The organism is Micromonospora sp. NPDC048986, assembly GCF_040649335.1.
Classification (GTDB): Bacteria; Actinomycetota; Actinomycetes; order Mycobacteriales; family Micromonosporaceae; genus Micromonospora; species Micromonospora alfalfae.
Genome location: NZ_JBEZFJ010000009.1, coordinates 227,693 through 251,244 on the forward strand (window position 1 = coordinate 227,693; position 23,552 = coordinate 251,244).

Sequence of the window (23,552 nt, forward strand, 5' to 3'; positions counted from 1 at the left end):
CCCGTCCCGGGGCCCGACTCACCCCCGCGATCTTGCACTCTCTGTCCCGACAAAAAGGGGCAATAGCCGCTGACGGGGAGCCGAAAGTGCAAGATCGCGGGGCTGGGGCGTGGGTCAGGCCGTTTCCGCGTCGGCGCGGGGGGCCGGGTTGTCCGACTCGTCGGCCTCCAGCTGCGGCTGGGGGAGGTCGCGCAGGTGCTTGTTGTGCCGGGGCTCCTGGCGGGTCTTGGCGTCGTTGAGCCGCCGACGCAGGTCGTCACGGACGTCATTGAGCGCGGCGTGCAGGTCCTCCTCGGCGGAGGTGGTGACGATCTTCTGCCGGCCGGCGATCCAGCACTCCAGGGTGACCTTCTGACCACGCGCCTCCCGGTCCTTCACCGACACCTCCAACTCGGTGGCGTCGGCGTGGAAGCTGGCGAGCCGGGCGTCGAGGGTGCCGAACTGCTCGGCGATCCAGTTGCGATCGCCCTGCGAGAACCCGGCGCCCACCCGCAGGCACTCAGCCACCGTGGCCGGGTTCGCCACGGCGCTCATCGCTGCGCCTCGAAAGCGTTCGCGGAGCCGATGGTAGTGATCATCATGGCGCTGACCTCTCGTCGACGTGGAGCTGTCGGTGGTGCGTTGATCAAGTCCTTACCCAGTTCGGGCGGCCTGGGAAACCGTGGACGGCGGGTCGGCTGGGTCGGGCGTACCACATCCGGGCTTGATCAGGGCGTTGTCCACAGGTGGGTTCGTCATCCACAGGTCGGGGATGGGCGCTCACGAAGTGCGTCCTCAGTGTCGATGCTCGGAGTCGAGTCGACTCGCGCTGGCAGGCCCCGATCCCCCTGGAGGGACGATGTTCGACACTTACGTGACAATCGTCGGCAATGTGCTGACTACGCCCGAGTGGCGGCGTACGACCCAGAGCAACACTCTGGTGGCCAACTTCAAGGTCGCCTCCACCGCCCGCCGACTCGATCGGGACACCGGCCGGTGGGTTGACGGAAATTCGCTCCGCGTCCGCGTCAACTGCTGGCGCAAACTCGCCGAGGGGGTGGCCGCCTCCGTCATGGTCGGCGATCCGGTGGTGGTCTGCGGGCGGCTCTACACCCGCGACTGGACCGACGACGGCGGTAACCACCGCACGCTCTACGAGTTGGAGGCGGTCGCCGTCGGCCATGACCTGTCCCGGGGTCGCGCCCGCTTCCTGCGCAACCGGCCGAGCATGGCGACCAGCACCGTGGAGGACGCGGAGGCCGAGAGCCGGGTGCACGGCGAGCCCACCGAGCCGGTGCCGGCCGGGCAGGCGCCAGTGCTGCCCGACCACAGTCCGCTGGACGACGACTTCGAGCTGCCCGACTACGCGGAGCTGCGAACCAGCCCGTTCGGCAACGTCCCGGCGGACGAAAACTCCCCGAGCGGCGGGGTCCTCGGTGACGGCGGAGCGCTCCCGAGCAGCGGGCAGGCCGACGTTCCGCCGGAGCTCGACGACGAGTTGGCCCCTCCGCCCGAGGCGGACGACGACAACGCCGACGGTGACCTGGACATCGAGTTGGGGCCGGTGCCCGACGAGGGGCAGCCGCAGCCGGCGCAGCCCGGTCGACTGCGGCGTGGTCGGGGCCGGATGCCGCAACCAGCCTGACCGGCCGGTGCGGCCCGGCCGGTGCGGTGTGGTGCGGCACGACGGGGGCGGGGTGACGGCGCGACAAGCGTCGTCACCCCGCGTGACAGGTGTCAGCAGGTTGGCCTACCTGTTCGCTCCACGGGTTCTCGATGCCGGTGCGCGACAGTGGGTCGGGCTGGTTCACGGCGTGCTCGTCTAGGCTGGCCGGCCGGAGGTGGTGCGGGTGCGACGGACAGCGCCGATGGCGAACGCGGTGGGGTTGCTGGCCGGGTATGCGCTGGACAGGACGCTCGGCGACCCCCGCCGGTGGCACCCCGTGGCCGGTTTCGGGCAGGCAGCGGGCGCGCTGGAGCGCCGCCTCTACCGCCCGGACCGAACGGCGGGCACGGCATTCACCGCGCTGGCGGTGGGCGGGCCGGTGTTGCTCGGGGCGGTCGCCGCGGTGGCTACCCGGCACCGGCCGGTGACCCGGGCGGTGCTGGTGGCGGCCGGCACGTGGGCCGTGCTGGGCGGCCGCACGCTTCGACACGAGGCGACCGTCATGGGTCGTACGTTGCGTGACGGCGACCTGCCCGCTGCCCGGCGACGCCTCGGTCACCTCTGCGGGCGGGACCCGTCGACGCTGGGCGAGTCGGAGCTGGCCCGCGCCACAGTCGAGTCGGTCGCGGAGAACACCTCCGACGCGGTGGTCGCTCCGCTGCTCTGGGGTGCGGTCGCTGGTCTGCCCGGGCTGCTGGGCTACCGCGCGGCGAACACGCTCGACGCGATGGTCGGGCACCGGTCGACGCGCTACGCGCGGTTCGGCACGCCGGCCGCTCGGTTGGACGACGCGCTCAACCTCGTGCCGTCCCGGCTGACCGGGCTGCTCACCATCGCCGTCGCGCCGGTAGCGCACGGGGACCGGCGGCGTGCCTGGCAGGTGTGGCGGCGGGACCGCAACGACCACCCGAGCCCCAACGCCGGTCAGTGCGAGGCGGCGATGGCCGGTGCGCTAGGGGTCCGCCTCGGTGGTCGCAACGTCTACTTCGGGCGCTCCGAGGTGCGGCCGTTCCTCGGCGACGGTCCCCGCCCGGAGGCGCGGCACCTGAAGCGGGCCGCCCGGATCTCCGGCGCGGTGGGATTGGCCGCCGTCGGGCTGGCCGCCGCGTACCCCGTGACGCTCGGCCGGCTGGTGGGCGCGGTGAGCAGGCGTGCGCTGATCGGTGCCGTGGGCCGGCGAGGGCCGGCAGGTGCGGCCGGCGGGCGCGGGCTGGGCGGCGTGGCCGGTGCCCTGCGGCTGGGCGGTGCCGGTGAGCATGGGCTGGAGGGCGTCGGTATGGGCAGGGCTGTCGGGGTGGCCGGGGGCGTCGGGGTGCGGCGGGGGAGTGGGAGGTGAGCGGCGGGCTGCTGGTGGCCGGTACGACGTCAGATGCCGGCAAGAGCGTGCTCACCGCCGGCATCTGTCGTTGGCTGCACCGGCAGGGCGTGAAGGTGGCGCCGTACAAGGCGCAGAACATGTCGAACAACTCGGCGGTGGTCGTCGGGCCGGACGGGCGCGGCGGCGAGATCGGGCGCGCCCAGGCCATGCAGGCCGCGGCGTGCGGGATCGCACCCGACCTGCGGTTCAACCCGGTGCTGCTCAAGCCGGGCAGCGACCTGGCCAGTCAGGTGGTGCTGCTGGGCGAGGCGGTCGACACCATCACCGCGGGCACCTTCCGGCAGCTACGTCCCCGGCTCGCCGAGACCGCCTACGCCGCACTGGCCGAGCTACGCGAGACGTACGACGTGGTGATCTGCGAGGGTGCCGGCAGCCCAGCGGAGATCAACCTGCGGGCCGGTGACTACGTCAACATGGGGTTGGCCCGGCACGCCGACCTGCCCACCATCGTCGTCGGCGACATCGACCGGGGTGGAGTCTTCGCCTCGATGTTCGGCACCGTGGCCCTGCTCGACCCGGCCGACCAGGCGCTGATCGCCGGATTCGTGATCAACAAGTTTCGGGGCGACCTCGGGCTGCTCCAGCCGGGTCTGGACATGCTGCGTCAGGTCACCGGCCGCCCCACGTACGGGGTGCTGCCCTGGGCACTGGACCTGTGGCTCGACGCGGAGGACTCACTCGCCTATGGTCGGGTGCTCGGCCGGCCCGCCGCCCCGCACGGCACTGAATGGCTGGACGTGGCGGTCGTCCGCCTACCCCGGATCAGCAACGCCACCGACGTGGAGGCGCTCGCCACCGAGCCGGGCGTCCGGGTACGCCTCACCATCGAACCGGCCGAACTGGCCGCCGCCGACCTGGTCGTCCTACCCGGCTCCAAATCCACGGTCGCCGACCTCGGGTGGCTGCGCGAAACGGGTCTCGCCGACGCGGTAGTCACCCATGTGGCGGCAGGCAAGCCGCTGCTCGGTCTCTGCGGCGGCTTCCAGATGCTCGGCCGCGCCATCCACGATCCGGTGGAAAGCCGGCAGGGCAGCGTGCCGGGGCTCGGGCTGCTGCCCATGGACATCACCTTCGACCCGCGCAAGACCGTCCGCCAGTCGGTGGGCACCGGCCACGGTGGCCTCCCGGTGCGCGGCTACGAGATCCACCACGGGTACGTCTCACAGGCCGACCCGAGCCTGACCCCGCTGCTGACCAGCGACGAGGGTGTCGGAGAGGGTGCCGTGCTCGGCGCGGTGCACGGCACCCACTGGCACGGGGCGTTCGAGTCCGACGAGTTCCGCCGCTGGTTCCTCACCGAGGCGGCTCGCCTGGCCGGTCGCAGTGGGTTCCGGGTGGCCCCGGCCACCAGCTTCGCCGCCGCCCGGGAACGCTCACTGGACCTGCTCGGCGACCTGGTCGAGGAACACCTGGACACCGATGCCCTCTGGCGTCTCATCGAAGCCGGTCCACCCGCCGACCTGCCCTTCATCCCACCCGGTCCTCCACCCTCCTGACCGGTGCGCCGTCCCCTGGGGAGGGTGATCGTGTGGTCCCCGCAAGGAGGGGCTGTCCACTGGTTCGAGCACGATCTCGCGAGGACCGACCGCTCAGGGACTGGAACCTGCGGGGCAGGGTCGGGGCAGTCAGGGGCGGATGTCGGCGGGACGGTCGGTGGTGGGCAGGCCGGCGGCGAGCCAGGCGTCCACGCCGCCGATCATGTCGGTGGCCCGGCGTAGCCCGAGGGTCTGCAGGCTGGCTGCGGCCAGGCTGGAGCTGTAGCCCTGTCGGCACACCAGGATGATCTCCCGGTCGTACCCGGTGGCTTCCGGGATCCGCCAGGCGCTGGCCGGATCGAGGCGCCACTCGAGTACGGTCCGGTCGATGACGACCGCGCCAGGCAGGTCGCCCTGTTCGCGGCGCTGTAGTTCGGTACGGGTGTCGACCAGCAACGCGCCGCCGCGGACCGCCTCGACGGTCTGCTGCGGAGTCAGTCGGTGCAGCCCGGCGCGGGCCTGTTCGAGTAGGGCGTCTATACCGGGGCTCATCACGTCTCGGAGCACCACCCGATCATGCCGATTCGGTGGCACCCCGGGCGGCGAACGGGCCGCCCGTCACCCGTCGCCGCCCCAATTCCCCCGGACGTGACGGTGGCCGGCCGGGGCGGTCAGCCGGACGTGTCAACGTGGCCCACGCCGACCCCGCAACCGGCACGATCGACACGAGCCGACAGGGATACCGCGACTTCGATGAACCCGAGTCGATCACCCTGCCCACCAGCGGTGGCGGCATACTTCGGTCATGCACCACGGGAGGCTGCGCTGAACCCGGGAACTGTCCGACCGACGGTGGCGGTTGTCGAGGCGTACGCCGAATTGGCTCGTCGGGTGCTCGCGGGCCCGGCGCGGTTGGGGCGGACCCGGCTCGTCGCCGTCGACGGGCCGAGTGGCGCTGGTAAGAGCCGGTTCGCCGCGCAGCTCGCGGATGCCCTGGCGGGGCCGCTCGGCGGCCCACCGCCGGTGGTGCACACCGACGACCTGCTCGACGGGTGGGACGACCAGGTCACCTTCTGGCCCCGGCTCGACGAGGGGGTGCTCGGCCCGCTGCGTAACGGGGAGCCGGGCGCCTACCGGCGGTACAGCTGGGTCCGGCGGTGCTTCCTGCTCCGGCCGGTGCCGGTGCCGGTGGCTCCGGTGCTGGTGGTCGAGGGGGTCAGCGCCGCCCGGGCGGTCGTCCGGCCGGAGCTGACGCTGGCCGTGTTCGTCACCGCGCCCGCGCCGCTGCGGCTGGCTCGCGCTGTCGCCCGGGACGGCCCGGAGATCCTGCCCGAGCTGCGCCGCTGGCATGACGGGGAGCGGGCGCACTTCGCCGTCGACGAGACCGCTGTCCACGCCGACCTGCTGGTGGATGGCGCGCCGACACTGCCGTACGACGCGGATCGGTACTACGTGCGGCTCCGATGAGCGGGGCATGGACGTGGGCCACCGACTGCGGCACGATGCGGAGAGCCACGGCGAACGGGGAGCCACAATGACGGCAGCGGACGCGCCAGCGCGGCGTCGGATCACCCTCACCGGCATCAGCTCGCGGGCCTGGGAGCATCCGGCCGACCGGGGTGCCCTGGTCGCGTTGCGGGAGCTGCGCGGTTTCGACGATGTGCTGCGGGCGTTCTTCGGGATGTGGAACGAGCGGGGTTTCCGGCTGTCCGTGCTGGCCTCCGGCATCCGGGTCGACCACAGGCAGTACCCGGCGGTGTGGCAGCGCTACACCGAGGCCGCGGCGGCGCTCGACGTGGCCGAACTGCCCGAGTTGTACGTGACGCAGTCGCCCTGGTTGGGCGCCGAGGCGGTCGGGTTGGAGCGGCCGTTCATCGTGCTGAACTCCGCCTGCGTGCAGCAACTCGACGAGGACGAGCTGCGCTGCCTGCTCGGCCACGAATTGGGGCACGTGGGCAGCGGGCACGCGGTCTACAAGACCATGCTCATGATTCTCACCCGGTGGGCGGCCAACCTGAGCTGGTTGCCGGTCGGCGCGATCGCGCTGCGCGCCATCATCGCGGCGATGCTGGAGTGGTGGCGCAAGGCGGAACTCTCCGCCGACCGGGCCGGCCTGCTCGCCGGGCAGGACCCGGGTGCCGCGCTGCGGCTGCTGATGAAGCTCGCCGGCGGCGGTGACCTGTCCCAGGTCGACACCACCGCCTTCCTGGAGCAGGCCGCCGAGTACGCCGGTGGCGGCGACCTGCGCGACAGCCTGCACAAGATCCGGATGACAGCGTGGAGCACCCACCCGGTGCCGGTGGCGCGCGCGGCGTCGCTGCGCCAGTGGATCGACTCCGGGGAGTACGGGCGGGTGCTGGCGGGGGACTATCCGCGCCGCGAGGATGACAGCTCGACGAGCGTGTCGGAGGAGATCAAGGCGGCTGCCGAGTCGTACCGGGAGGAGTTCAGCCGGTCGACTGACCCGCTGGTCGGGTTGCTGCGCCGGCTCGGCGACGGCGCGAGTGACGTCGGCGAGTGGGTGGGCGGCACCGCCGGTCGGGCCCGTTCCTGGATGGACGCCGCCACCGAGGCGGCGGGCCGCGCACACCGCGCCGGGCGGGCCGCCCCGGGCGCGCGGGCCGGCACCGGCCCCGCCGACAGCGGTGACGGTACGGGCTCCGCCGACACGCCCCGGTAAGGCCGGCATACGATGCCGGTCATGACCTCACCGATCATGTCCGAGTCCGAGGTGCGGGCCGCCGTCGAGCGGGAGATGCCCGGCGTCCGGGCCGACCTGGAGCGCCTCGTCCGCATCCCCGGCATCGCCTTCGAGGGCTTCGACCACTCGCACGTGGAACGCTCGGCCGAGGCGGTCGCCGAGCTGCTGCGCGGCTGTGGCCTGGACGTCGACATCGTGCGATCGGGCGGCCAGCCGGCGGTGATCGGCCGTCGAGCCGCCCCGCCCGGCGCGCCCACCGTGCTGCTCTACGCCCACCACGACGTCCAGCCGGTCGGCGACCGGTCGCTGTGGGAGTCCGACCCGTTCGAGCCGGTGGAACGGGACGGCCGGCTCTACGCCCGGGGCGCGGCCGACGACAAGGCCGGCGTCATGGCGCACGTGGCGGCGCTGCGCGCGTACGGTGACGCGCTGCCGGTCGGCGTGGTCCTCTTCATCGAGGGCGAGGAGGAGTATGGCTCCGACTCGCTGGAGCAACTGCTGGTCGAGCACCGCGACGTGATCACCTCGGACGTCATCGTGATCGCCGATTCCGCCAACTGGGACATCGGCGTACCGGCGTTGACCACCTCGCTGCGGGGCATCGTCAACTGCTTCGTCGAGGTGCGCACGCTGGACCACGCGGTGCACAGCGGCATGTTCGGTGGCGCCGTGCCGGACGCGCTCACCGCGCTGGTCCGGCTGTTGGCGACGCTGCACGACGACGCCGGTGACGTGGCGGTGGACGGCCTGGTCGGCCGGGAGGGCGCCACCGTCGACTATCCGGAGGACCGATTCCGGGCCGAGGCCGGGCTCGCCGACGGTGTGCGGTTCATCGGCACCGGCCGAATCACCGACCGACTCTGGACCAAGCCGGCGCTGGCCATTCTCGGTGTCGACGCGCCGTCCACCGGCGAGGCGCCGAACGCCCTGGTCCCGGCCGCGAAGGCGAAGCTCAGCATCCGCCTCGCTCCGGGCGACGACCCCAAGCGGGCGTACGCGGCGGTGCGTGCGCACCTGGAGCAGCACGCGCCGTGGGGCGCGCAGGTGACGGTCACCGTCGAACACGACGGTGACCCGTGCGTGATCGACACGTCCGGGCCGATGTTCGACGCCGCCCGTTCGGCCTTCCGGACCGCCTGGGACGGCACCGACCCGGTGGACATCGGCATCGGCGGTTCGATTCCGTTCATCGCCACCTTCCAGGAGATGTTCCCGAAGGCGGCGATCCTGGTGACCGGCGTGGAGGACCCGCACGCCCGCGCGCACGGCCCGAACGAGAGCCTGCACCTTGGTGAGTTCGCCCGGGTCTGCCTCGCCGAGGCGCTGCTTCTGCGCAACGTGGCGGCGGTGAGCAGTTAGGTGTCAGAACGGCAACTTTGGGCCTGATCTGGGAGTTTACGGCGTGTCGGATGGTCAGCTGTTATAGCCTTTCGTACATGAGTACGAACGAGGTGATGGCCCGGTTGGGGGCCGCTGTCAGCGCGCTGGGAGATGTCGATGTCTCCGCGTGGTCCGAGGACACGCTCAACGAACAGCTCGGTGAGCTCTCCGCCGCACTGGTCGCCCTCGACTCGGTGCTCTCCCGGGTCGCCGGCGAGGTCCGCGCCCGAGGTTTGCGCATCGAGGAACCCGTCTCCGCCTGAACCGTCGTCCGCGTGAGTGGGCGGCACCCTGCCGACACCGCCCGGGCACGGCAATGCCCGGGCGGTGTCGGAGGGGACTGGCAGGATGAGCTGCGTGCGGTTCCTCGATCTGGCAGCCACCTCCGCCGCCGTCGCCGCCACCAGCGGCCGACGGGCCAAGGTGGAGCTGCTCGCTGACGCGCTGCGCCGGCTCGACCCCGGCGAGGTTGAGCCCGGTGCCGGCTATCTCGCCGGTGAGCTGCGCCAACGGCAGACCGGGGTCGGCTACGCGAGCCTGCGTGACCTGCCGCCACCGGCCGCCGAGCCGACGTTGACGGTGGCCGCCGTTGACGCGGCTGTGGCGCAGATCGCCGCGGTGCACGGCTCGGGCTCACAGGCTCGGCGTCGGGCGTTGCTCGGCGCTCTCTACGCGGCGGCGACGGCCGACGAGCAGCGGCTGCTCACCGGCCTGTTCAGCGGTGAGCTACGGCAGGGCGCCCAGGCCGGTCTCCTCGCGGACGCGGTGGCCCGGGCCGCCGAGGTGCCGGTGGCGGCGGTCCGCCGGGCGCTGCTGCTCGCCGGTGATCTCCGGGCCGTGGCGGTGGCCGCGCTGGCCGGAGGGGCCGCCGAGTTGGCCGGGTTCGGTCTGCAGGTCGGCCGTCCGCTGGCGCCGATGCTCGCGCAGAGCGCCCCTTCGGTCGACGAGGCGCTGGCCGCCACCGGCACGCCGGCGGTAGTCGACGTGAAGCTCGACGGCATCCGCATCCAGGTGCACCGCTCCGGCACCGACATCGCCGTGTTCACCCGCAGCCTCGACGAGATCACCACCCGGGTGCCCGAGGTCGTCGCCGCGGTTCGTGCCCTGCCGGGCCGGGAGTTGGTCCTCGACGGCGAGGCCATCGGCCTGGACGAGACCGGTCGTCCACTGCCGTTCCAGCAGACGTCGAGCCGGGCCGCCCGACGCACCACCCCCAGCACCACCGGGCGCACACCTGTCGCTCCGGCGGTGCTCGCGGCGGCTGCCAGCACCGGCGCGACGGTGCTCACCCCGTACTTCTTCGACCTGCTGCACCTCGACGGCCAGGATCTGATCGACAGCCCCGGCCGGGAGCGGTGGGCCGCCCTCGCCGGTTCGGTGGATTCGTCGCTGCTTGTCGGTCGGATGGAGGTCGACGGCCCGGAGCAGGCCGCCGCCGCGTTCGCCGCAGCGCTCGACGCCGGGCAGGAGGGCGTGGTGGTCAAGGCGCCGGACGCCCCCTACGACGCCGGCCGGCGCGGTGCCGCCTGGGTGAAGGTCAAACCGCGGCACACCCTCGACCTGGTGGTGCTCGCCGTCGAGTGGGGCAGCGGCCGACGCAAGGGCTGGCTGTCCAACCTGCACCTGGGTGCGCGTGACCCGCGCACCGGTGACTTCGTGATGCTCGGCAAGACGTTCAAGGGGCTCACCGACGAGCTGCTGCGGTGGCAGACCGAACGGTTCCTCGGCCTCGCCGTGGAACGCGGCGACTGGGTGGTCCGGGTCCGGCCCGAGCAGGTGGTGGAGATCGCCTTCGACGGGGTGCAGACGAGTTCGCGCTATCCCGGTGGGATGGCGCTGCGGTTCGCCCGGGTGGTGCGCTATCGCGACGACAAGTCCGCAGCGGAGGCGGACACCATCGACGCTGTCCGCGCCATCCACGCCGGCCGCGTGACCGGCTGACCGAGCGAGGTCAGGCGGAAGCGGTCGGCGTCGGCTCGGCGGCCCGGTCCAGGGGAGCCGGGGTGGTGCCGATGCCGGCGGCCCGGCGGGCCTCCCGACGGGCCACCCAGCCATAACCGAAGAGGGCCATCACCGCGAACAGCCACCACTGCACGACGTAGCCGAAGTTCTGCCAGTTGTTGGCGTGCCCGACCGGGACCGCCCTGAACACCGGATCTGCTGCCGGGGTCTGCTCGTCGAGCAGCAGATACGCACCGTAGACCGGGTAGGGAAGCTCGCCGGCCAGCCGCGACACCCCGATCCGCCGGATCTCCAACAGCCCGTCGCGTCGGGTCACCGCGCCGGCGCCGCTCTCGGTCTCATGCACCCGGCCGACCACAGTCACGTCGCCGGTCGGCGCGGCCGGCACCGACGGCTGGGCGGTCGCGCCACCGGGCGCCGGCGGGATCCAGCCCCGGTCCACCAGCAGCGCCGTGCCGTCGGCGAGCACCAGCGGGGTGAGCACCTCGAAACCGACCCGGCTGTCCACCGTGCGGCCACGCACCAGCACTGTGTTGGTGGGGTCGTACCGGCCGGTGACTGTGACCCGGGTCCAGACCTTGTCCTCGGCGGGGGCCGGACCGGCCGTCCCCCCGCCGCCGGTGGGGGCGCGCAGCGCGTCGGCGATCGGCACGGGCGCCATCCGCTGGCCCGCGTCGATCCGTTCGTTGACCTCGGTGCGCCCCCGGTAGCGGTCCAGCTGCCAGTTGCCGAGGAACACCATGACGGCGGCCGCGACCAGGGTCAGCGCGAGGGCGCCCAGCCAGCGTGGGCTCAGCAGGAACCGGTACACGCGACCGAGGCTACCCGTATGACCGGCGCCACTGACCTGGACCGGGCCGGACCGGGCCGGGCGGATGCTCCGGGGCGCTGCCAGGGCCGGGCCGCCCACCCCGGTTGGCGGTGCTCGCGCCTTCAGCCGGGCGGGTATCGTCACGCCGACGGATCGGCCTTGGTCGTCCCGTCGCGTACCCGCCGCCGCTCGCGAGGAGTCGATGATGACCGTCGTGCCGCGCCTGGTGCTCAGCGCGCCGTCCTCCGGGCACGGTAAGAACGCGCTGGCGATCGGGCTGCTCGCCGCCCTGGCCGAGCGAGGGGTCGACGTCGCCGGGTTCAAGCTCGGGCCGGACCACGTCGACGCCGCCTACCTCGGCCTCGCCTCCGGTCGGCCGGGTCGGGTGATCGACCCCCGACTGGTCGGCCTCGACCGGCTCGCCCCGCTGGTGGCGCACGGTGCCGCCGGTGCCGGGCTGGCGGTGGTGCAGGGCAGCATGGGGCTGTACGACTCGGTCGGTGGCCGTCCCGAGCAGGAGTCCACCGCCGCTGCGGCCGCCGCGCTGCGCAGCCCTGTGGTGCTCGTTGTCGACGTGGCCGCGATGGGTCAGTCGGTGGCGGCCCTGGTGCACGGTTTCCGCTCGTATGACGAGCAGTTGTGGCTCGGCGGGGTGATCCTCAACCGGGTGGCGTCGTCGCGGCACGAGGGGATGCTGCGCGAGGCGCTGGACGACGTGGGGGTGCCGGTCTACGGCGCGCTGCGTCGACAGGACCTGCCGGCTGTGCTGCCGTCGCGGCGGCACGGGGTGGCGCCGGTGGTCGACGACTCGGCCGACGCCGTCCGCGCGGTCCGCCGGCTGGGCGAGGCCGTCGCCGCCACTGTCGACCTGGAACGGTTGCTCGGGCTGGCCCGCTCCGCCCCGCCGCTGCCGGCGCCGGCGTGGTCTCCCGAGGAGGCCCTCGGCACGTTCACACCCCCGGCTAACCGCCCACTGGTGGCGGTGGCCGGTGGGCCGGGCGGCAGCTTCAGCCACCCGGAGACCACCGAGTTGCTCCGGGCCGCCGGCGCCGAGGTCGTCGTCGTCGACCCGCTGCGCGACGAGGCGCTGCCGGTCGGCACCCGCGCGCTGGTCGTCGGCGGCGCGCTGCCCGAGGCGTACGCCGAGCAGTTGTCTGCCAACCGGCGGCTCTGCATCGCGGTGGCCGAGTTGGCGCGGACCGGGCGTCCGGTGATCGCCGAGGGTGCCGGGTTGCTCTGGCTGGCCCGGGAGTTGGACGGGCTGCCGATGTGCGGTGTCCTGGACGCTGTCGGCGTCAGCCGCGACGGTGTGGTGGCCGGCTACCGGGAGGCGACCGCCCAGACCGACAGCGTGGTCGCCGCCACCGGCACGGTGCTGGTCGGGCACAAGGCACACCGTGCGGTGCTCACCCCCCGCGCCGGTCAGCGCCCGGCCTGGAGCTGGGACGGCGGCGCGCCGGAGGGCTTCGTCTGGCGCAACGTGCACGCCTCGCAGCTCACACTGCACTGGGCGAGCCATCCGGAGATGGCGGCTCGGTTGGTCGCCGCTGCGGCGGCCGACCCGACGAGCGAGGTGGTACCCGCGCAGTCGGGCGAGGTGTCGGTGTGATCGGTCAGGTGGCGGTGCGCCGGTTCCCGGCGTTGACCGTCTCCACCCCGCGTACTGAGGTGCGTCAGCTCACGGCGGCCGACGCGGCGGCGGCCGGGGAGATCTTCGCCGACAAACTGACCCGGCGGTGGCTTCCGCTGCCCGACGATTCCGGCCCGATCGACGGGCTGGCCTGGTGCACCGATCTGGCCCGGCAGCGGCGCGACAGTGGGGAGGGTGACCACTACGCGGTGCTCCGGCGGGAGGACGACCAGGTGGTGGGCTCGCTGTGGACCCGGCGTACCGACTGGGGTGCCCGCCTCACCGAGATCTCCTACGCGATGGCCGCGCACGCGCGGGGCTTCGGCTTCGCCGCCGAGGCGGTCGACGCGGTGGCCATCGCGCTGATCCTGGAGCACGGCTTCCAGCGGGTCGAGTTGCGGGTGGCTCCCGGCAACCTGGCCTCGCGCAGGGTCGCCGAGAAGGCCGGGTTCAGCTACGAGGGTCTGCTGCGCAACGCCGGGTTCGTCAGCGGCGGCCGGGTGGATCTGGAGCTGTGGTCGTTCGTGGCCGCCGACCTGCGTTGAGCCCCGCGCCGGTCAGCCGACGATGGCGTCCGACGGTGGGGTGAACTGGCGGGTCGGGGTGCCTTTCAGGCCGTCGCGCAGGGTCTCCGAAACCGCTTTGATCGGGATCTGGGACTGCCCGTCACCGACAGCGTTGAACGGGTTGTCCGGGTCGGAGATGAAGCTCGCCGCGGCCAATTCCGGGGTGTAGCCCACGAACCAGGCCGACCGGGTGCTGTCGGTCGTACCGGTCTTGCCGGCCACCGGGCGTCCGACGGTGCCCCGCACGCTGTCGGCGGTGGACCAGCCGCCGCAGCTGCCGCGCGCCGGGGTGTCTCCGGTCGGGCAGCGGGCCGCGTCGGTGGCCGCCCGTGCTGCGTCCGCGCTCACCACCTGCCGGCAGCGCGGCTTGGCCACCTCACGGTGCAGGCCGCCGGGGGTGGCGTAGGTGGCGGGCGTGCCGTCCCGGTTCATGATCGCTTGCACCGGGATGGCTTCGCAGTAGCGGCCGTCGGCGGCGATGGCGGCGTACGCGTTCGCCATCTCCAGCGGGGTGGCGTCGGAGACGCCCAGGGTGAAGGCACCCCACTTCTTCGCCTTGTCCGGCGAGGCGTGGTCCCGGTCGACGTCGGTGCGCCACCGCAGCCCGAGCTGTTCGGCCAACCGGACCGCCCGGTCCGCGCCGACCTTCTCCTCCAGCCAGACGAAGTACGTGTTCACCGATTTGCCGAAGCCGGACCACATGGTCTGCTGACCGGTCATGGCGCCGCTGGCGTTGGAGGGCGCCCAGCCGTCGTAGACCTCGGAGCGGTAGCGGTATGGGGCGTTGAACGAGGTGGACAGGGTCATGCCCGAGTCCAGCGCGGCCAGCATCGGGAACATCTTGAACGTCGACCCGGCCTGGTAGCCGGCCAGGTCACCGCCGCCGAGCAGTGGTGCCACGGTGTTCGGGTAGTTGGCCTTCACCTTCGGCCCGGCCTCCGGGTTGGAGCTCTGTGGGTTCTCGGCCAGGTCCAGCGAGTACGTCCGGTTCACCGCCATGGCCTTCACCCGCCCGGTGCCCGGTTCGGAGACCACGATGCCGTTGGCGAACGGGCTGCCGGTGGCCTCCTTGGCGCCCACGCTCTTCTCCGCGGCCTCCTGGATCTTCGGGTCGAGGCTGAGCACGATGCGGTAGCCGCCCCGGCGCAGGTTGTCCATCCGTTCCAGCCGGTTCGCCCCGAACGCGGGCTGCGCGCTCCACCAGTTCTTCAGGTAGTCGCAGGCGAAGCCCCAGCTGTTGTACTTGTCCGCCACTGCGGCGCAGTCGTGCGGTGGGGTGGTCAGCTTGAGCCGGATCGGTTCGGACTTGGCGGCGGCTGCCGAGTCGGGGGAGAGGTAGCCGAGTTGGCTCATCCGGTCCAGCACGTAGTTGCGCCGCCCGGTGGCCTCCTTCTGGTCGGAGTCGGCCGGGTCGTACTCGGAGGGGGATTTGACCAGTCCGGCGAGGGTGGCGGCCTCGACCGGGGTGAGGTCCTTCGGGGTCTTGGAGAAGAAGATCTCGCTGGCGGCGTAGATGCCGTACGCCCGGTGCCCGAAGTACGCCGAGTTCAGGTAGCGCTCCATGATCTGTTCCTTGCTGATCTCCTTCTCCAGGTCCAGCGCCATCCGCATCTCCTTGACCTTGCGCAGGCTGGTCTGCTGGGTGGCCTCCTGGACCTCCTTGGGCGTGGTCGCGCTGTCCCGCAGGGCCATCCGGACGTACTGCATGGTCAGCGTGGAGGCGCCCTGGGAGCCGCCGGAGCGGGCGTTGGAGACGAAGGCCCGGGCCACGCCCTTCGGGTCGACGCCGTGGTGCTGGTAGAAGCGGGAATCCTCGGCGGCGACGATCGCCTGCTGGATGTTCGGCGACATGTCCGACAGCTTGGTGTACTGCCGGTACTCCTCGTAGAACATGGTCAGCACGGTCTTGCCGTCCGGGCCGTAGACGTACGAGGTCTCGGCGGGCAGGGCGGTCTTCAGCACCCGGGTCTTCTGGTCCACGGCGTGCGCGGTGGCCTTCGCGCCGAGCCCGGTGAGGGCGACCAGTGGATAGGCGGCGGCGGCGATCACGATTCCGGCGATCAGTCCGGCGCGGAGGAGAGGGACGAGTCGACCAGCGGCAGCAAGGGGTCGGTTGCTCACCTGGTCAAGTTATGACATTTCCGATTCGTACATGAGAAGAACTCTTAAACCGGCGAGTGGTGACGCGGCTTACGCTGGGATGGACTGTCCCACCGGCCACCTTCCCGGCAGGATCGCGGACATGTCTGATCAGCCGAGCGCTGTCGCCCCACCCGCTGAGGGCGATCCGGACCTCGCCCACCACGGCGACGCGGAGGCGACAGCCGGTCTGATCGACCTCGCCGTCAATGTCCGTCGGGCGCGACCGCCCGCCTGGCTGGCCGACCCGATCGCCGCGACCCTGATCGACCTGGCCCGCTATCCGGACCCGGCACCGGCCCGCGCGGCGGTCGCCGCCCGGCACCGCCGTCACCCGAACGAGGTGCTGCTCACCGCCGGCGCCGCCGAGGGGTTCGTGCTGATCGCCCAGGCGCTGCGCGGCGTTCGGCGCCCCGTTGTGGTGCACCCCCAGTTCACCGAGCCGGAGGCGGCGCTGCGGGCCGCCGGACACCCGGTCGAGCGGGTCCTGCTCGACGCCGCCGACGACTTCCGGCTCGACCCGTCCCGGGTGCCCGCCGACGCCGACCTCGTGATGATCGGCAACCCGACGAATCCGACGTCGGTGCTGCACCCCGCCCAGACGGTGGCCGCGCTGGCCCGCCCCGGCCGGGTGCTGGTGGTCGACGAGGCGTTCGCCGACACCACAATCGCTCTCGGGCACCCCGGCGAACCGGAATCGCTGGCCGAACGCCGTGACCTGCCCGGGCTGCTCGTGGTGCGCAGCCTCACCAAGACGTGGGGCCTGGCCGGGCTGCGGATCGGCTACCTGCTCGGCGACGCGGAGCTGCTGTCCCGGCTGGCCGCCGTCCAACCGCTCTGGGCCGTCTCCACGCCCGCGCTGGCGGCAGCGTCGGCCTGCGCCAGCGCCGTCGCGGTCCAGGCCGAACGCGCGATCGCCGCCGACCTCGCCGCCGACCGCGAGCACCTGGCCGCGCGCCTCGCCGAACTGCCCGGTGTACGCGTCGTCGGCCGGCCCGCCAGCGCGTTCGTCCTGCTGCACCTGCCGGGCGCGACAGCGATCCGGGCCGCCCTGCGTGAGCGCGGCTGGGCGGTGCGCCGAGGCGACACGTTCCCCGGCCTCGGCCCGGACTGGCTGCGGGTGGCGGTACGCGACCGAAACACCACCGACGCGTTCATCGACGTGCTGCGCGAGACCATGGAGGCATGATGCTGGAGACCACTGTCGCGGCGATCCGCCCGGCGGACGAAGCGGCCATGGCCGCCGCCCGGGAGCTGCACGGCCGGCTGACCAAGCCGGCGGGATCGCTGGGCGCGCTGGAGGAGCTTTCGGTACGCCTCGCCGGCCTGGCCGGGGTCTGCCCACCACCGCTGCCCGAACCGGCCGCGGTGGCGATCTTCGCCGGCGACCACGGTGTGCACGCCCAGGGGGTGAGCCCCTGGCCGCAGGAGGTCACCGCGCAGATGATCGGCAACTTCCTGGCCGGTGGAGCGGTGGTCAACGCGTTCGCCCGACAGGCCGGCGCCTCGGTCACAGTGGTCGACGTCGGTGTGGCCACCCCGCTGCCCACCGAACCTGCCGCCGAGCCGGCGGTGCGCGACCCGGCCGTGCCTCGGCTGGTTGCCGCGTCGGTCCGCCGGGGCACCCGCGACCTCACCGCGACCGCCGCGCTGACCCGGGACGAGGCGCTGGCGGCGGTGCAGACCGGCATCCGGATCGCCGACGAGCTGATCGACGCCGGCGCCGGCATCCTGCTCACCGGCGACATGGGCATCGGCAACACCACCCCGGCCGCCGTGCTGATCGCCGCGTTCACCGGCGCCGACCCGCTCGACACCACCGGTCGGGGCACCGGGGTCGACGATCCGACGTACGCGCGCAAGGTGGCCGTGGTGCGGGCCGCGCTGGCCCGGCACACCCCCGACCCGGCCGACCCGCTGGGGGTTCTGGCCGCCGTCGGCGGTCTGGAGCACGCCGCCCTGGCCGGGCTGATCCTGGGGGCTGCCGCACGCCGCACGCCGGTGCTGCTGGACGGCGTGATCGCGGTCTCGGCAGCGCTCGCCGCCGCCGCCTTCGCCCCGGAAGCGGTCTGCGCCATGGTCGCCGGCCACCGCTCGGCCGAACCCGGCGCCACCGTCGCGCTGCGCCACCTCGGCCTCGACCCGCTGATCGACCTGGGGCTGCGCCTCGGCGAGGGCACCGGCGCGCTGCTGGCGTTGCCGGTGGTCACCGGCGCGGTCCGGGTGCTGCACGAGGTGGCCACCTTCGACTCGGCCGGGGTGGTCGAGAAGTGAGCACGTGCAGCGAACGAGCCGTCCGCCCCGGTGGTGCGGCGTGAGCGCCAATCCGTACCCCCTGGGTTTGCGGCTGCACGGGCGGCGGGTGGTCGTGGTGGGTGGCGGCGCGGTCGCCACCCGGCGCGTACCCGCGCTGCTGGACGCCGGTGCGGACGTCCTGCTGGTGGCCCCGGAGCTGACTCCGGCGTTGCGCGCCCGGGCCGACGCGGGTCGGCTGCACTGGGTGCCGCGCCGGTTCGTGCCCGAGGACCTGGACGGCGCCTGGCTGGTTCAGGTCGCTGTCGACGACCCGATGGCGGCGGCCTCGGTGAGCGCCGTCGCCGCCGAGCGGCGGATCTTCTGCGTCCGGGCCGACGACCGGACGGCCGCCACCGCCTGGACCCCGGCCGTGACCCGGCACGGCCCGGTCACCGTGGCGGTGCTCGGCGGCGGCGACCCGCGCCGGGCGATGACGGTCCGCGACGCCATCCGTGACCTCCTCGCCGTGCGCGTGGCGCCGGACCGGATCGCCGGCCGGCCCGACGCTTCCACCGGCACGACCGGCTGGCGGCAGACCGGGCGGGTGGCGCTGGTCGGGGCGGGGCCGGGGGACCCGGAACTGATCACAGTGAAGGGCTGGCGGCTGCTCACCGAGGCCGACGTGGTGGTCGCCGACCGGCTGGTACCCGGGCTGCTCCTCGACGAGCTGCGCCCGGACGTCGAGCTGGTGGACGCCTCGAAGATCCCTTACGGCCCGTCCCGGGCCCAGGAGGAGATCAACCAGATCCTTGTCGACCGGGCCCTGGCCGGCGCCGTCGTGGTGCGGCTCAAGGGCGGTGACCCGTACGTCTTCGGGCGCGGCGGTGAGGAGTTGCTGGCCTGCGCGGCCGCCGGCGTGCCGGTGACAGTGGTGCCCGGCGTGACCAGTTCGATCGCCGCGCCGGCCGCGGCCGGCATCCCGGTCACCCATCGGGGGGTGGCGCACGAGTTCACCGTGGTCTCCGGGCACCTGGCACCCGACGCTCCAGCTTCGCTGGTGCGCTGGGACGCCCTCGCCGGTCTGCACGGCACCCTGGTGATCCTGATGGGGTTGAAAAACCTGGCCGCCATCACTGCCACCCTGATCGCGCACGGACGGCCGCCGCAGACACCGGCCGCCGTCGTCCAGGAAGCCACGACAGGCACCCAACGGGTGCTGCGGTCCACCCTCGACGCGGTGGCCGCCGACGCGCTAACGGCCGACCTGCGCCCGCCCGCCGTCGTGGTGGTGGGCGACGTGGTGGGCGCGCTCGACGGCTGAGGCGGCGGAGCGCGGCGGTGATCTCCGGCGAAGCGCCGGTCAGAACATCGGCGGTGTGGCCCGAGGAAGCGGGTCGGTGTCCCCGAAACCGCGTAGAGGTGCCGGCACGGACGACGGGCCGGAGCAGCGCTGCTCCGGCCCGTCGTGGTCTGTCGGTCGACTACTGCTTGAGCATGTTGTCCAGCAGCAGGGCGCAGCGGATCAGCCCGAGGTGGCTGTACGCCTGCGGGTGGTTGCCAAGGCCGCGCTCGGCGAGCGGGTCGTACTGCTCGGGGAGCAGCCCGGTCGGGCCGGCGGTCAGCACCATCTGCGCGAACAGCTCCTCGGCGTCGGTGCGGCGGCCGGTGCGCAGGTACGCCTCGATCAGCCACGCCGTGCAGATGTGGAAACCGCCCTCGCGGCCGGGCAGGCCGTCGTCCCAGTGGTAGCGGTAGACGACCGGGCCGCTGCGCAGGTCCGCCTCGATCCGCAGGACGGTGGAGAGGAAGCGCGGGTCGTCGCCCGGAAGCAGACCGGAGAGGCCGATCCAGAGCGACGAGGCGTCCATGTCCTCGTCCCCGTACGCGACGCTGTACGCCTCGACGTCGGAGTGCCAGCCGTGCTCCAGCACGTTGGCGCCGATCCGGTCGCGCAGGTCCTTCCACTCGGGCCGGTCCTCGCCGCCGTGCTCGCGCATCACGTGCAGCGCGCGGTCGACCGTCATCCAGCACATCACCTTGGAGAAGACGTGGTGCCGAGGTGGCAGCCGGGCCTCCCAGATGCCGTGGTCGGGCTCGTGCCAGCGGCGGCGGACCGCCTCGACCATGTTCTCCAGGACCCGCCACTCGTCGTCGCGCACCGAACCGCGAGCGTCGGCGACGGCCGCGATCAGGTCGGCGATCGGGCCGAAGACGTCAAGCTGCAACTGGTGGTTGGCGAGGTTGCCGACCCGGACCGGCCGGGAGCCGGCGTACCCGGGCAGCGTGTCGATGACCGCCTCGGCGCCCAGCTCGTAGCCGTCGATGGTGTAGAGCGGGTGCAGCCGCTCCGGGTGCCCGCCGGTGCGCTCGATGCAGCCGTCCACCCAGCGCAGCAGCGCCTCGGCCTCCTCGACGGAACCCAGGTCGACAAGTGCGCGGGCGGTCAACGCGGCGTCGCGCAGCCAGCAGTAGCGGTAGTCCCAGTTGCGGACGCCGCCCAGCTCCTCGGGGAGCGAGGTGGTCGCTGCGGCCAGGATCGAGCCGGTGGCTTCGTGGCAGAGCCCGCGCAGGGTGAGGGCGCTGCGCGCGACCAGGTCACGGGCGGTGGACGGCAGCCGCAGCGAGGCGACCCAGTCCTTCCACGGCTGCTCGGCGGCGGCCTGCCGCTCGTGGATCGGCACTCGGTGGTGCTCCAGGCTGTGCGTGCCGAAGCGCAGCTCCAGCACGACCTGCCCACCGGCGGCGGAGAGGTCGACGATCGCCTTGGCGGTCTCGTACCCTCCGTCGTTGCCGACCTCCCACTGCACACCGGGGGCGTAGAGCGCCACCGGTTCGTTGGAGCCGAGCACCAGCAGACCGTCGCCGAGCGGCTGCAACTGGACGGCCACCTGGCCGAACTCGGGCCTCGGCGCGAACTCCACCTTGGCCTTGCCACTGCCGGTGAGCACCCGGACCAGCGTCGAGTCGCCGGTGATGACCGCCGGGCTGTCGTCCGGGGTGGTCTCCCGGGCGGGCTTGTCCAGCCAGTCGGTGACGGTGAGCCCGGACCAGCGGGTCTCCACTGTCATCGTGCCGGAACGGTAGCGCTGGCCCAGCGGGATGCCGCCACGTTCCGGGGCGACGCTGAAGTGGCCGGCCGGGCTGCCACCGACCAGGTCGGCGAAGATCGCCGCCGAGTCCGGCTTGGGGTGGCAGAGCCAGCTCACCTTGGCCTCGGGGGTGAGCAGCGCGACGGTACGACCGTTGGCCAGCATGGAGTGCCGTTCGATCGGCACCGCCCGCTCACCGAACAGCCAGTGCCGCCGGGTCTCCAGCAGCAGCGCCAGCGCGCGGGCGGCCTCCAGCGGGTCGGCGACCCGGTAGCTGGCCTGGGTGTCGCCGGGGCCGATCTTGATGCCGAGGTCGGGGCCGTGCAGGTGAGCGAACCCGTTCTCGTCGGTGATGTCGTCGCCGATGAACAGCACCGCGCTGGAGGCGAGCTGGGTCCGCAACTGGTCGAGCGCGGTGCCCTTGTGGGTGGCCACGACGGAGAGTTCGATGACCTCCTTGCCCTGGGTCACCGTGACGCCGTCGAAGGTGGCCGGACCGTTGCGGACCGCCTCGATGGCGGCGGCGGCGATCTGCGGGTCGACCCCACGGGTGTGCATCGCGACGCTCGCCGGTTTGCGTTCCAGCCTGATGCCCGGGTGCTGGGCGGCGATCTCACGCAGCGCGTTGCGGACCTGGGTCCGCACGGCGACCAGTTCGGGGGAGAGCCGCTCGACGAAGCCGATGTCGAACTCGGAGCCGTGGCTGCCGACGAGGTGCACCTCGCTGGGCAGCCGCGAGAGCGCGGCCAGGTCGCGCAGCGCCCGACCGGAAACCACAGCCACTGTGGTCTGCGGCAGCGCGGCGAGCGCGCGGACCGCTGCCACCGACTCGGGCAGCGGGACGGCAGTGCTCGGGTCCTCCACGATCGGCGCCAGGGTGCCGTCATAGTCGCAGGCGACCAGGAGCTGGGGGACCCGGGCGATCCGGCCGATGGCGGAACGCAACTCGGGGTCCATGACCCCGGTGGCGGTTGCCGCCCCATCATTGACGGACGTGTTCACTCGGCCTCCGCCTCGGGAACTCCGAGCTCCGAGAGGAAAGACTTGGCCCAGTGGCCCACGTCGTGGGTACGCAGGTGACGTTGCATTGTCCGCATCCGGCGGCGTGCCTCGGTTTTCTCCACGTGCACTGCCCGGAGGAGGGCGTCCTTGACCGCGTCCGGGTCGTGCGGGTTACACAGAAATGCCTGGCGAAGCTCGGTGGCGGCACCGGCGAACTCACTGAGTACGAGCGCGCCACCCTGGTCGGCACGTGATGCTACGTATTCCTTCGCCACGAGGTTCATTCCGTCTCGCAGCGGGGTCACCATCATCACGTCGGCAGCAACGTACATCGCCGCCAGCTCACTGCGACTGTACGACTGATGGAGGTAATGGACCGCCGGCACGCCGACCCTGCCGAACTCGCCGTTGATCCGACCGACCTCGCGCTCCACCTTCACCCGTAGTGCCTGGTAGTGCTCCACGCGCTCGCGGCTGGGTGTGGCGACCTGAACCATCACCGCGTCGGGAACTGTCAACTTTCCGTCAGCCAGCAGCTCCCGGAAGGCCTTGAGCCGCAACTCGATGCCCTTTGTGTAGTCCAGCCGGTCCACGCCCAGGATTATCGTCTTCGGGTCGCCCAACTCGGCGCGAATCTGCTTGGCCCGGGCCTGGATCGCCGGATCGGCGGCCATCCGCTCCATCTCCTGGGTGTCGATCGAGATGGGGAAGGCGCCCGCCTTCACCTGCCGACCGTCGACCTGGATCATCTGCCCCTCGTAGCGCAGCCCGAGCAGGTGCCGGGCCAGCCGGACGAAGTTCTGCGCGGCCAGCCGCTGCTGGAAACCGACAAGGTCGGCGCCGAGCAGACCGCGCAGGATCTCGGTACGGAACGGCATCTGCATGAACAGCTCGATCGGCGGGAACGGGATGTGCAGGAAGAACCCGATCCGCAGGTCCGGGCGCAGCTCGCGGAGCATCGCCGGGACCAACTGGAGCTGGTAGTCCTGCACCCAGACCGTCGCGCCCTCGGCCGCCACGTCGGCTGCGGCCTCCGCGAACCGGGCGTTGACCAGGCGGTACGCCTCCCGCCACCGGCGCTTGTAGGCCGGCGTCTCCACCGCGTCGTGGTAGAGCGGCCAGATCGTGGCGTTGGACTGGCCCTCGTAGTAGCGCTCCAACTCCTCGGCGCTGAGCGGGACCGGGTGCAGCCGGATCCCCTCCAGGTCGAACGGCTCGGGGGCCGCGCCGGTGCCACCGGCCCAGCCGACCCAGGTGCCCTTGTGTTCGGCGAGTACGGGATGCAGCGCGGTGACCAGCCCGCCAGGGCTGCGTCGCCACTGCCGACCCTCGGGTGTGCTCACCTCGTCGACCGGCAGGCGGTTCGCCACTACGACAAAGGAGCTACGGACGGTCACGATCGGCTACCTCCGGGTACTGACGGGTCCACCGCGATGAGCGTACTGAGCGTAGCTGCGGCGTCTTGTGCCCCGTGCCGGAGTCTCCTACCCGCCTCGGCGCGACCGAATCCTAAAGGTGATCTTGTCGACAGCTCGCCGG

The 23,552-nt window shown here is 72.6% G+C and carries 18 protein-coding genes and 1 pseudogene; 13 read left to right on the plus strand and 6 right to left on the minus strand.

All coding sequences use genetic code 11. From position 1 onward, the window contains the following. Nucleotides 1-114: 114 nt before the first annotated feature. On the minus strand, nt 115-534 hold the full coding sequence (locus AB0B94_RS20210) for an HPF/RaiA family ribosome-associated protein (protein WP_238670420.1): 420 nt from the start codon (nt 532-534) through the stop codon (nt 115-117). A gap of 304 nt (nt 535-838) precedes the next feature. On the opposite strand from AB0B94_RS20210, the gene AB0B94_RS20215 reads away from it, so the two are divergent. From AB0B94_RS20215 to AB0B94_RS20225, 3 genes and pseudogenes are all read left to right on the plus strand, one after another. After that, nucleotides 839-1,624 (plus strand): single-stranded DNA-binding protein, encoded by a 786-nt coding sequence (locus AB0B94_RS20215; RefSeq protein ID WP_357282006.1) that lies wholly within the window; start codon nt 839-841, stop codon nt 1,622-1,624. A gap of 223 nt (nt 1,625-1,847) precedes the next feature. Further along, a pseudogene (locus AB0B94_RS20220) lies at nt 1,848-2,786 on the plus strand (cobalamin biosynthesis protein); the annotation flags it as partial. 191 nt (nt 2,787-2,977) lie between these two features. After that, on the plus strand, nt 2,978-4,519 hold the full coding sequence (locus AB0B94_RS20225; protein WP_357282009.1) for a cobyric acid synthase: 1,542 nt from the start codon (nt 2,978-2,980) through the stop codon (nt 4,517-4,519). A 129-nt stretch (nt 4,520-4,648) separates the two neighbouring features. On the opposite strand, the gene AB0B94_RS20230 is transcribed toward AB0B94_RS20225, so the two are convergent. Continuing rightward, nucleotides 4,649-5,050, minus strand: coding sequence for a rhodanese-like domain-containing protein (locus AB0B94_RS20230; protein ID WP_112584171.1), 402 nt, complete (start codon nt 5,048-5,050; stop codon nt 4,649-4,651). 201 nt (nt 5,051-5,251) lie between these two features. Between AB0B94_RS20230 and AB0B94_RS20235 the strand changes: the two genes are divergently transcribed. The 5 genes from AB0B94_RS20235 (at nt 5,252) to AB0B94_RS20255 (ending at nt 10,520) form a co-directional block, all read left to right on the plus strand. Then, the gene (locus tag AB0B94_RS20235) at nt 5,252-5,965 is read left to right on the plus strand and encodes a hypothetical protein (RefSeq protein ID WP_357282012.1); all 714 of its coding nucleotides are present in this window, start codon (nt 5,252-5,254) and stop codon (nt 5,963-5,965) included. A gap of 67 nt (nt 5,966-6,032) precedes the next feature. After that, entirely contained in the window at nt 6,033-7,178 is a 1,146-nt protein-coding gene (locus tag AB0B94_RS20240) for a M48 family metallopeptidase (RefSeq protein ID WP_238669075.1), read from the plus strand. A 36-nt stretch (nt 7,179-7,214) separates the two neighbouring features. After that, nucleotides 7,215-8,558, plus strand: a complete 1,344-nt coding sequence (locus tag AB0B94_RS20245; protein ID WP_357282176.1) for a dipeptidase — start codon at nt 7,215-7,217, stop codon at nt 8,556-8,558. Between the two features lie 77 nt (nt 8,559-8,635). Next, nucleotides 8,636-8,842, plus strand: coding sequence for a hypothetical protein (locus AB0B94_RS20250; RefSeq protein WP_030333429.1), 207 nt, complete (start codon nt 8,636-8,638; stop codon nt 8,840-8,842). An 85-nt stretch (nt 8,843-8,927) separates the two neighbouring features. Next, nucleotides 8,928-10,520: an ATP-dependent DNA ligase gene (locus AB0B94_RS20255; protein ID WP_357282016.1), complete on the plus strand. Its 1,593-nt coding sequence runs from the start codon at nt 8,928-8,930 to the stop codon at nt 10,518-10,520. 10 nt (nt 10,521-10,530) lie between these two features. Here the strand turns inward: AB0B94_RS20255 and AB0B94_RS20260 are convergent, their stop codons facing one another. Then, nucleotides 10,531-11,352 carry an SURF1 family protein gene (locus AB0B94_RS20260; RefSeq protein ID WP_357282018.1) on the minus strand — a complete coding sequence of 274 codons (822 nt, stop codon included), beginning with the start codon at nt 11,350-11,352 and terminating at the stop codon, nt 10,531-10,533. Between the two features lie 205 nt (nt 11,353-11,557). Between AB0B94_RS20260 and AB0B94_RS20265 the strand changes: the two genes are divergently transcribed. Further along, on the plus strand, nt 11,558-12,961 hold the full coding sequence (locus AB0B94_RS20265; protein WP_357282021.1) for a cobyrinate a,c-diamide synthase: 1,404 nt from the start codon (nt 11,558-11,560) through the stop codon (nt 12,959-12,961). After that, the gene (locus AB0B94_RS20270) at nt 12,958-13,527 is read left to right on the plus strand and encodes a GNAT family protein (protein WP_091405515.1); all 570 of its coding nucleotides are present in this window, start codon (nt 12,958-12,960) and stop codon (nt 13,525-13,527) included. The genes AB0B94_RS20265 and AB0B94_RS20270 overlap by 4 nt, the downstream gene beginning before the upstream one ends. A gap of 12 nt (nt 13,528-13,539) precedes the next feature. Here AB0B94_RS20270 and AB0B94_RS20275 read toward each other — a convergent pair whose 3' ends face one another. Beyond that, complete coding sequence (locus AB0B94_RS20275; protein WP_357282026.1) at nt 13,540-15,669, minus strand: transglycosylase domain-containing protein; 2,130 nt, start codon at nt 15,667-15,669, stop codon at nt 13,540-13,542. A 121-nt stretch (nt 15,670-15,790) separates the two neighbouring features. Between AB0B94_RS20275 and cobC the strand changes: the two genes are divergently transcribed. The 3 genes from cobC to cobA are packed head-to-tail and all read left to right on the plus strand — an operon-like array spanning nt 15,791 to nt 19,243. Further along, entirely contained in the window at nt 15,791-16,876 is a 1,086-nt protein-coding gene (cobC, locus tag AB0B94_RS20280; RefSeq protein ID WP_357282029.1) for an Rv2231c family pyridoxal phosphate-dependent protein CobC, read from the plus strand. After that, complete coding sequence (cobT, locus tag AB0B94_RS20285; RefSeq protein WP_238669083.1) at nt 16,876-17,961, plus strand: nicotinate-nucleotide--dimethylbenzimidazole phosphoribosyltransferase; 1,086 nt, start codon at nt 16,876-16,878, stop codon at nt 17,959-17,961. The genes cobC and cobT overlap by 1 nt, the downstream gene beginning before the upstream one ends. A 40-nt stretch (nt 17,962-18,001) precedes the next feature. Further along, a complete protein-coding gene (cobA, locus tag AB0B94_RS20290) occupies nt 18,002-19,243 on the plus strand; it encodes a uroporphyrinogen-III C-methyltransferase (protein ID WP_357282031.1) in 1,242 nt (413 codons plus the stop codon). Nucleotides 19,244-19,403: 160 nt separating this feature from the next. Here cobA and otsB read toward each other — a convergent pair whose 3' ends face one another. Together otsB and AB0B94_RS20300 are read right to left on the minus strand one after the other, a co-directional pair. Continuing rightward, a complete protein-coding gene (gene otsB, locus AB0B94_RS20295) occupies nt 19,404-21,968 on the minus strand; it encodes a trehalose-phosphatase (RefSeq protein WP_238669082.1) in 2,565 nt (854 codons plus the stop codon). Nucleotides 21,969-22,009: 41 nt separating this feature from the next. Continuing rightward, a complete protein-coding gene (locus AB0B94_RS20300; protein WP_030333449.1) occupies nt 22,010-23,410 on the minus strand; it encodes a trehalose-6-phosphate synthase in 1,401 nt (466 codons plus the stop codon). Nucleotides 23,411-23,552: the final 142 nt, after the last annotated feature.

Bases quoted from the DNA above. Each gene is read 5' to 3' on its own strand.
- AB0B94_RS20240 (WP_238669075.1), top strand. From the start codon at position 6,033: ATGACGGCAGCGGACGCGCCAGCGCGGCGTCGGATCACCCTCACCGGC.
- cobT (WP_238669083.1), top strand. From the start codon at position 16,876: ATGCTGGAGACCACTGTCGCGGCGATCCGCCCGGCGGACGAAGCGGCC.
- AB0B94_RS20235 (WP_357282012.1), top strand. From the start codon at position 5,252: ATGAACCCGAGTCGATCACCCTGCCCACCAGCGGTGGCGGCATACTTC.
- AB0B94_RS20265 (WP_357282021.1), top strand. From the start codon at position 11,558: ATGACCGTCGTGCCGCGCCTGGTGCTCAGCGCGCCGTCCTCCGGGCAC.
- AB0B94_RS20245 (WP_357282176.1), top strand. From the start codon at position 7,215: ATGTCCGAGTCCGAGGTGCGGGCCGCCGTCGAGCGGGAGATGCCCGGC.
- AB0B94_RS20250 (WP_030333429.1), top strand. From the start codon at position 8,636: ATGAGTACGAACGAGGTGATGGCCCGGTTGGGGGCCGCTGTCAGCGCG.
- otsB (WP_238669082.1), bottom strand. From the start codon at position 21,968: ATGGACCCCGAGTTGCGTTCCGCCATCGGCCGGATCGCCCGGGTCCCC.
- AB0B94_RS20215 (WP_357282006.1), top strand. From the start codon at position 839: ATGTTCGACACTTACGTGACAATCGTCGGCAATGTGCTGACTACGCCC.
- AB0B94_RS20255 (WP_357282016.1), top strand. From the start codon at position 8,928: ATGAGCTGCGTGCGGTTCCTCGATCTGGCAGCCACCTCCGCCGCCGTC.
- AB0B94_RS20210 (WP_238670420.1), bottom strand. From the start codon at position 534: ATGAGCGCCGTGGCGAACCCGGCCACGGTGGCTGAGTGCCTGCGGGTG.
- cobC (WP_357282029.1), top strand. From the start codon at position 15,791: ATGTCTGATCAGCCGAGCGCTGTCGCCCCACCCGCTGAGGGCGATCCG.
- AB0B94_RS20230 (WP_112584171.1), bottom strand. From the start codon at position 5,050: ATGAGCCCCGGTATAGACGCCCTACTCGAACAGGCCCGCGCCGGGCTG.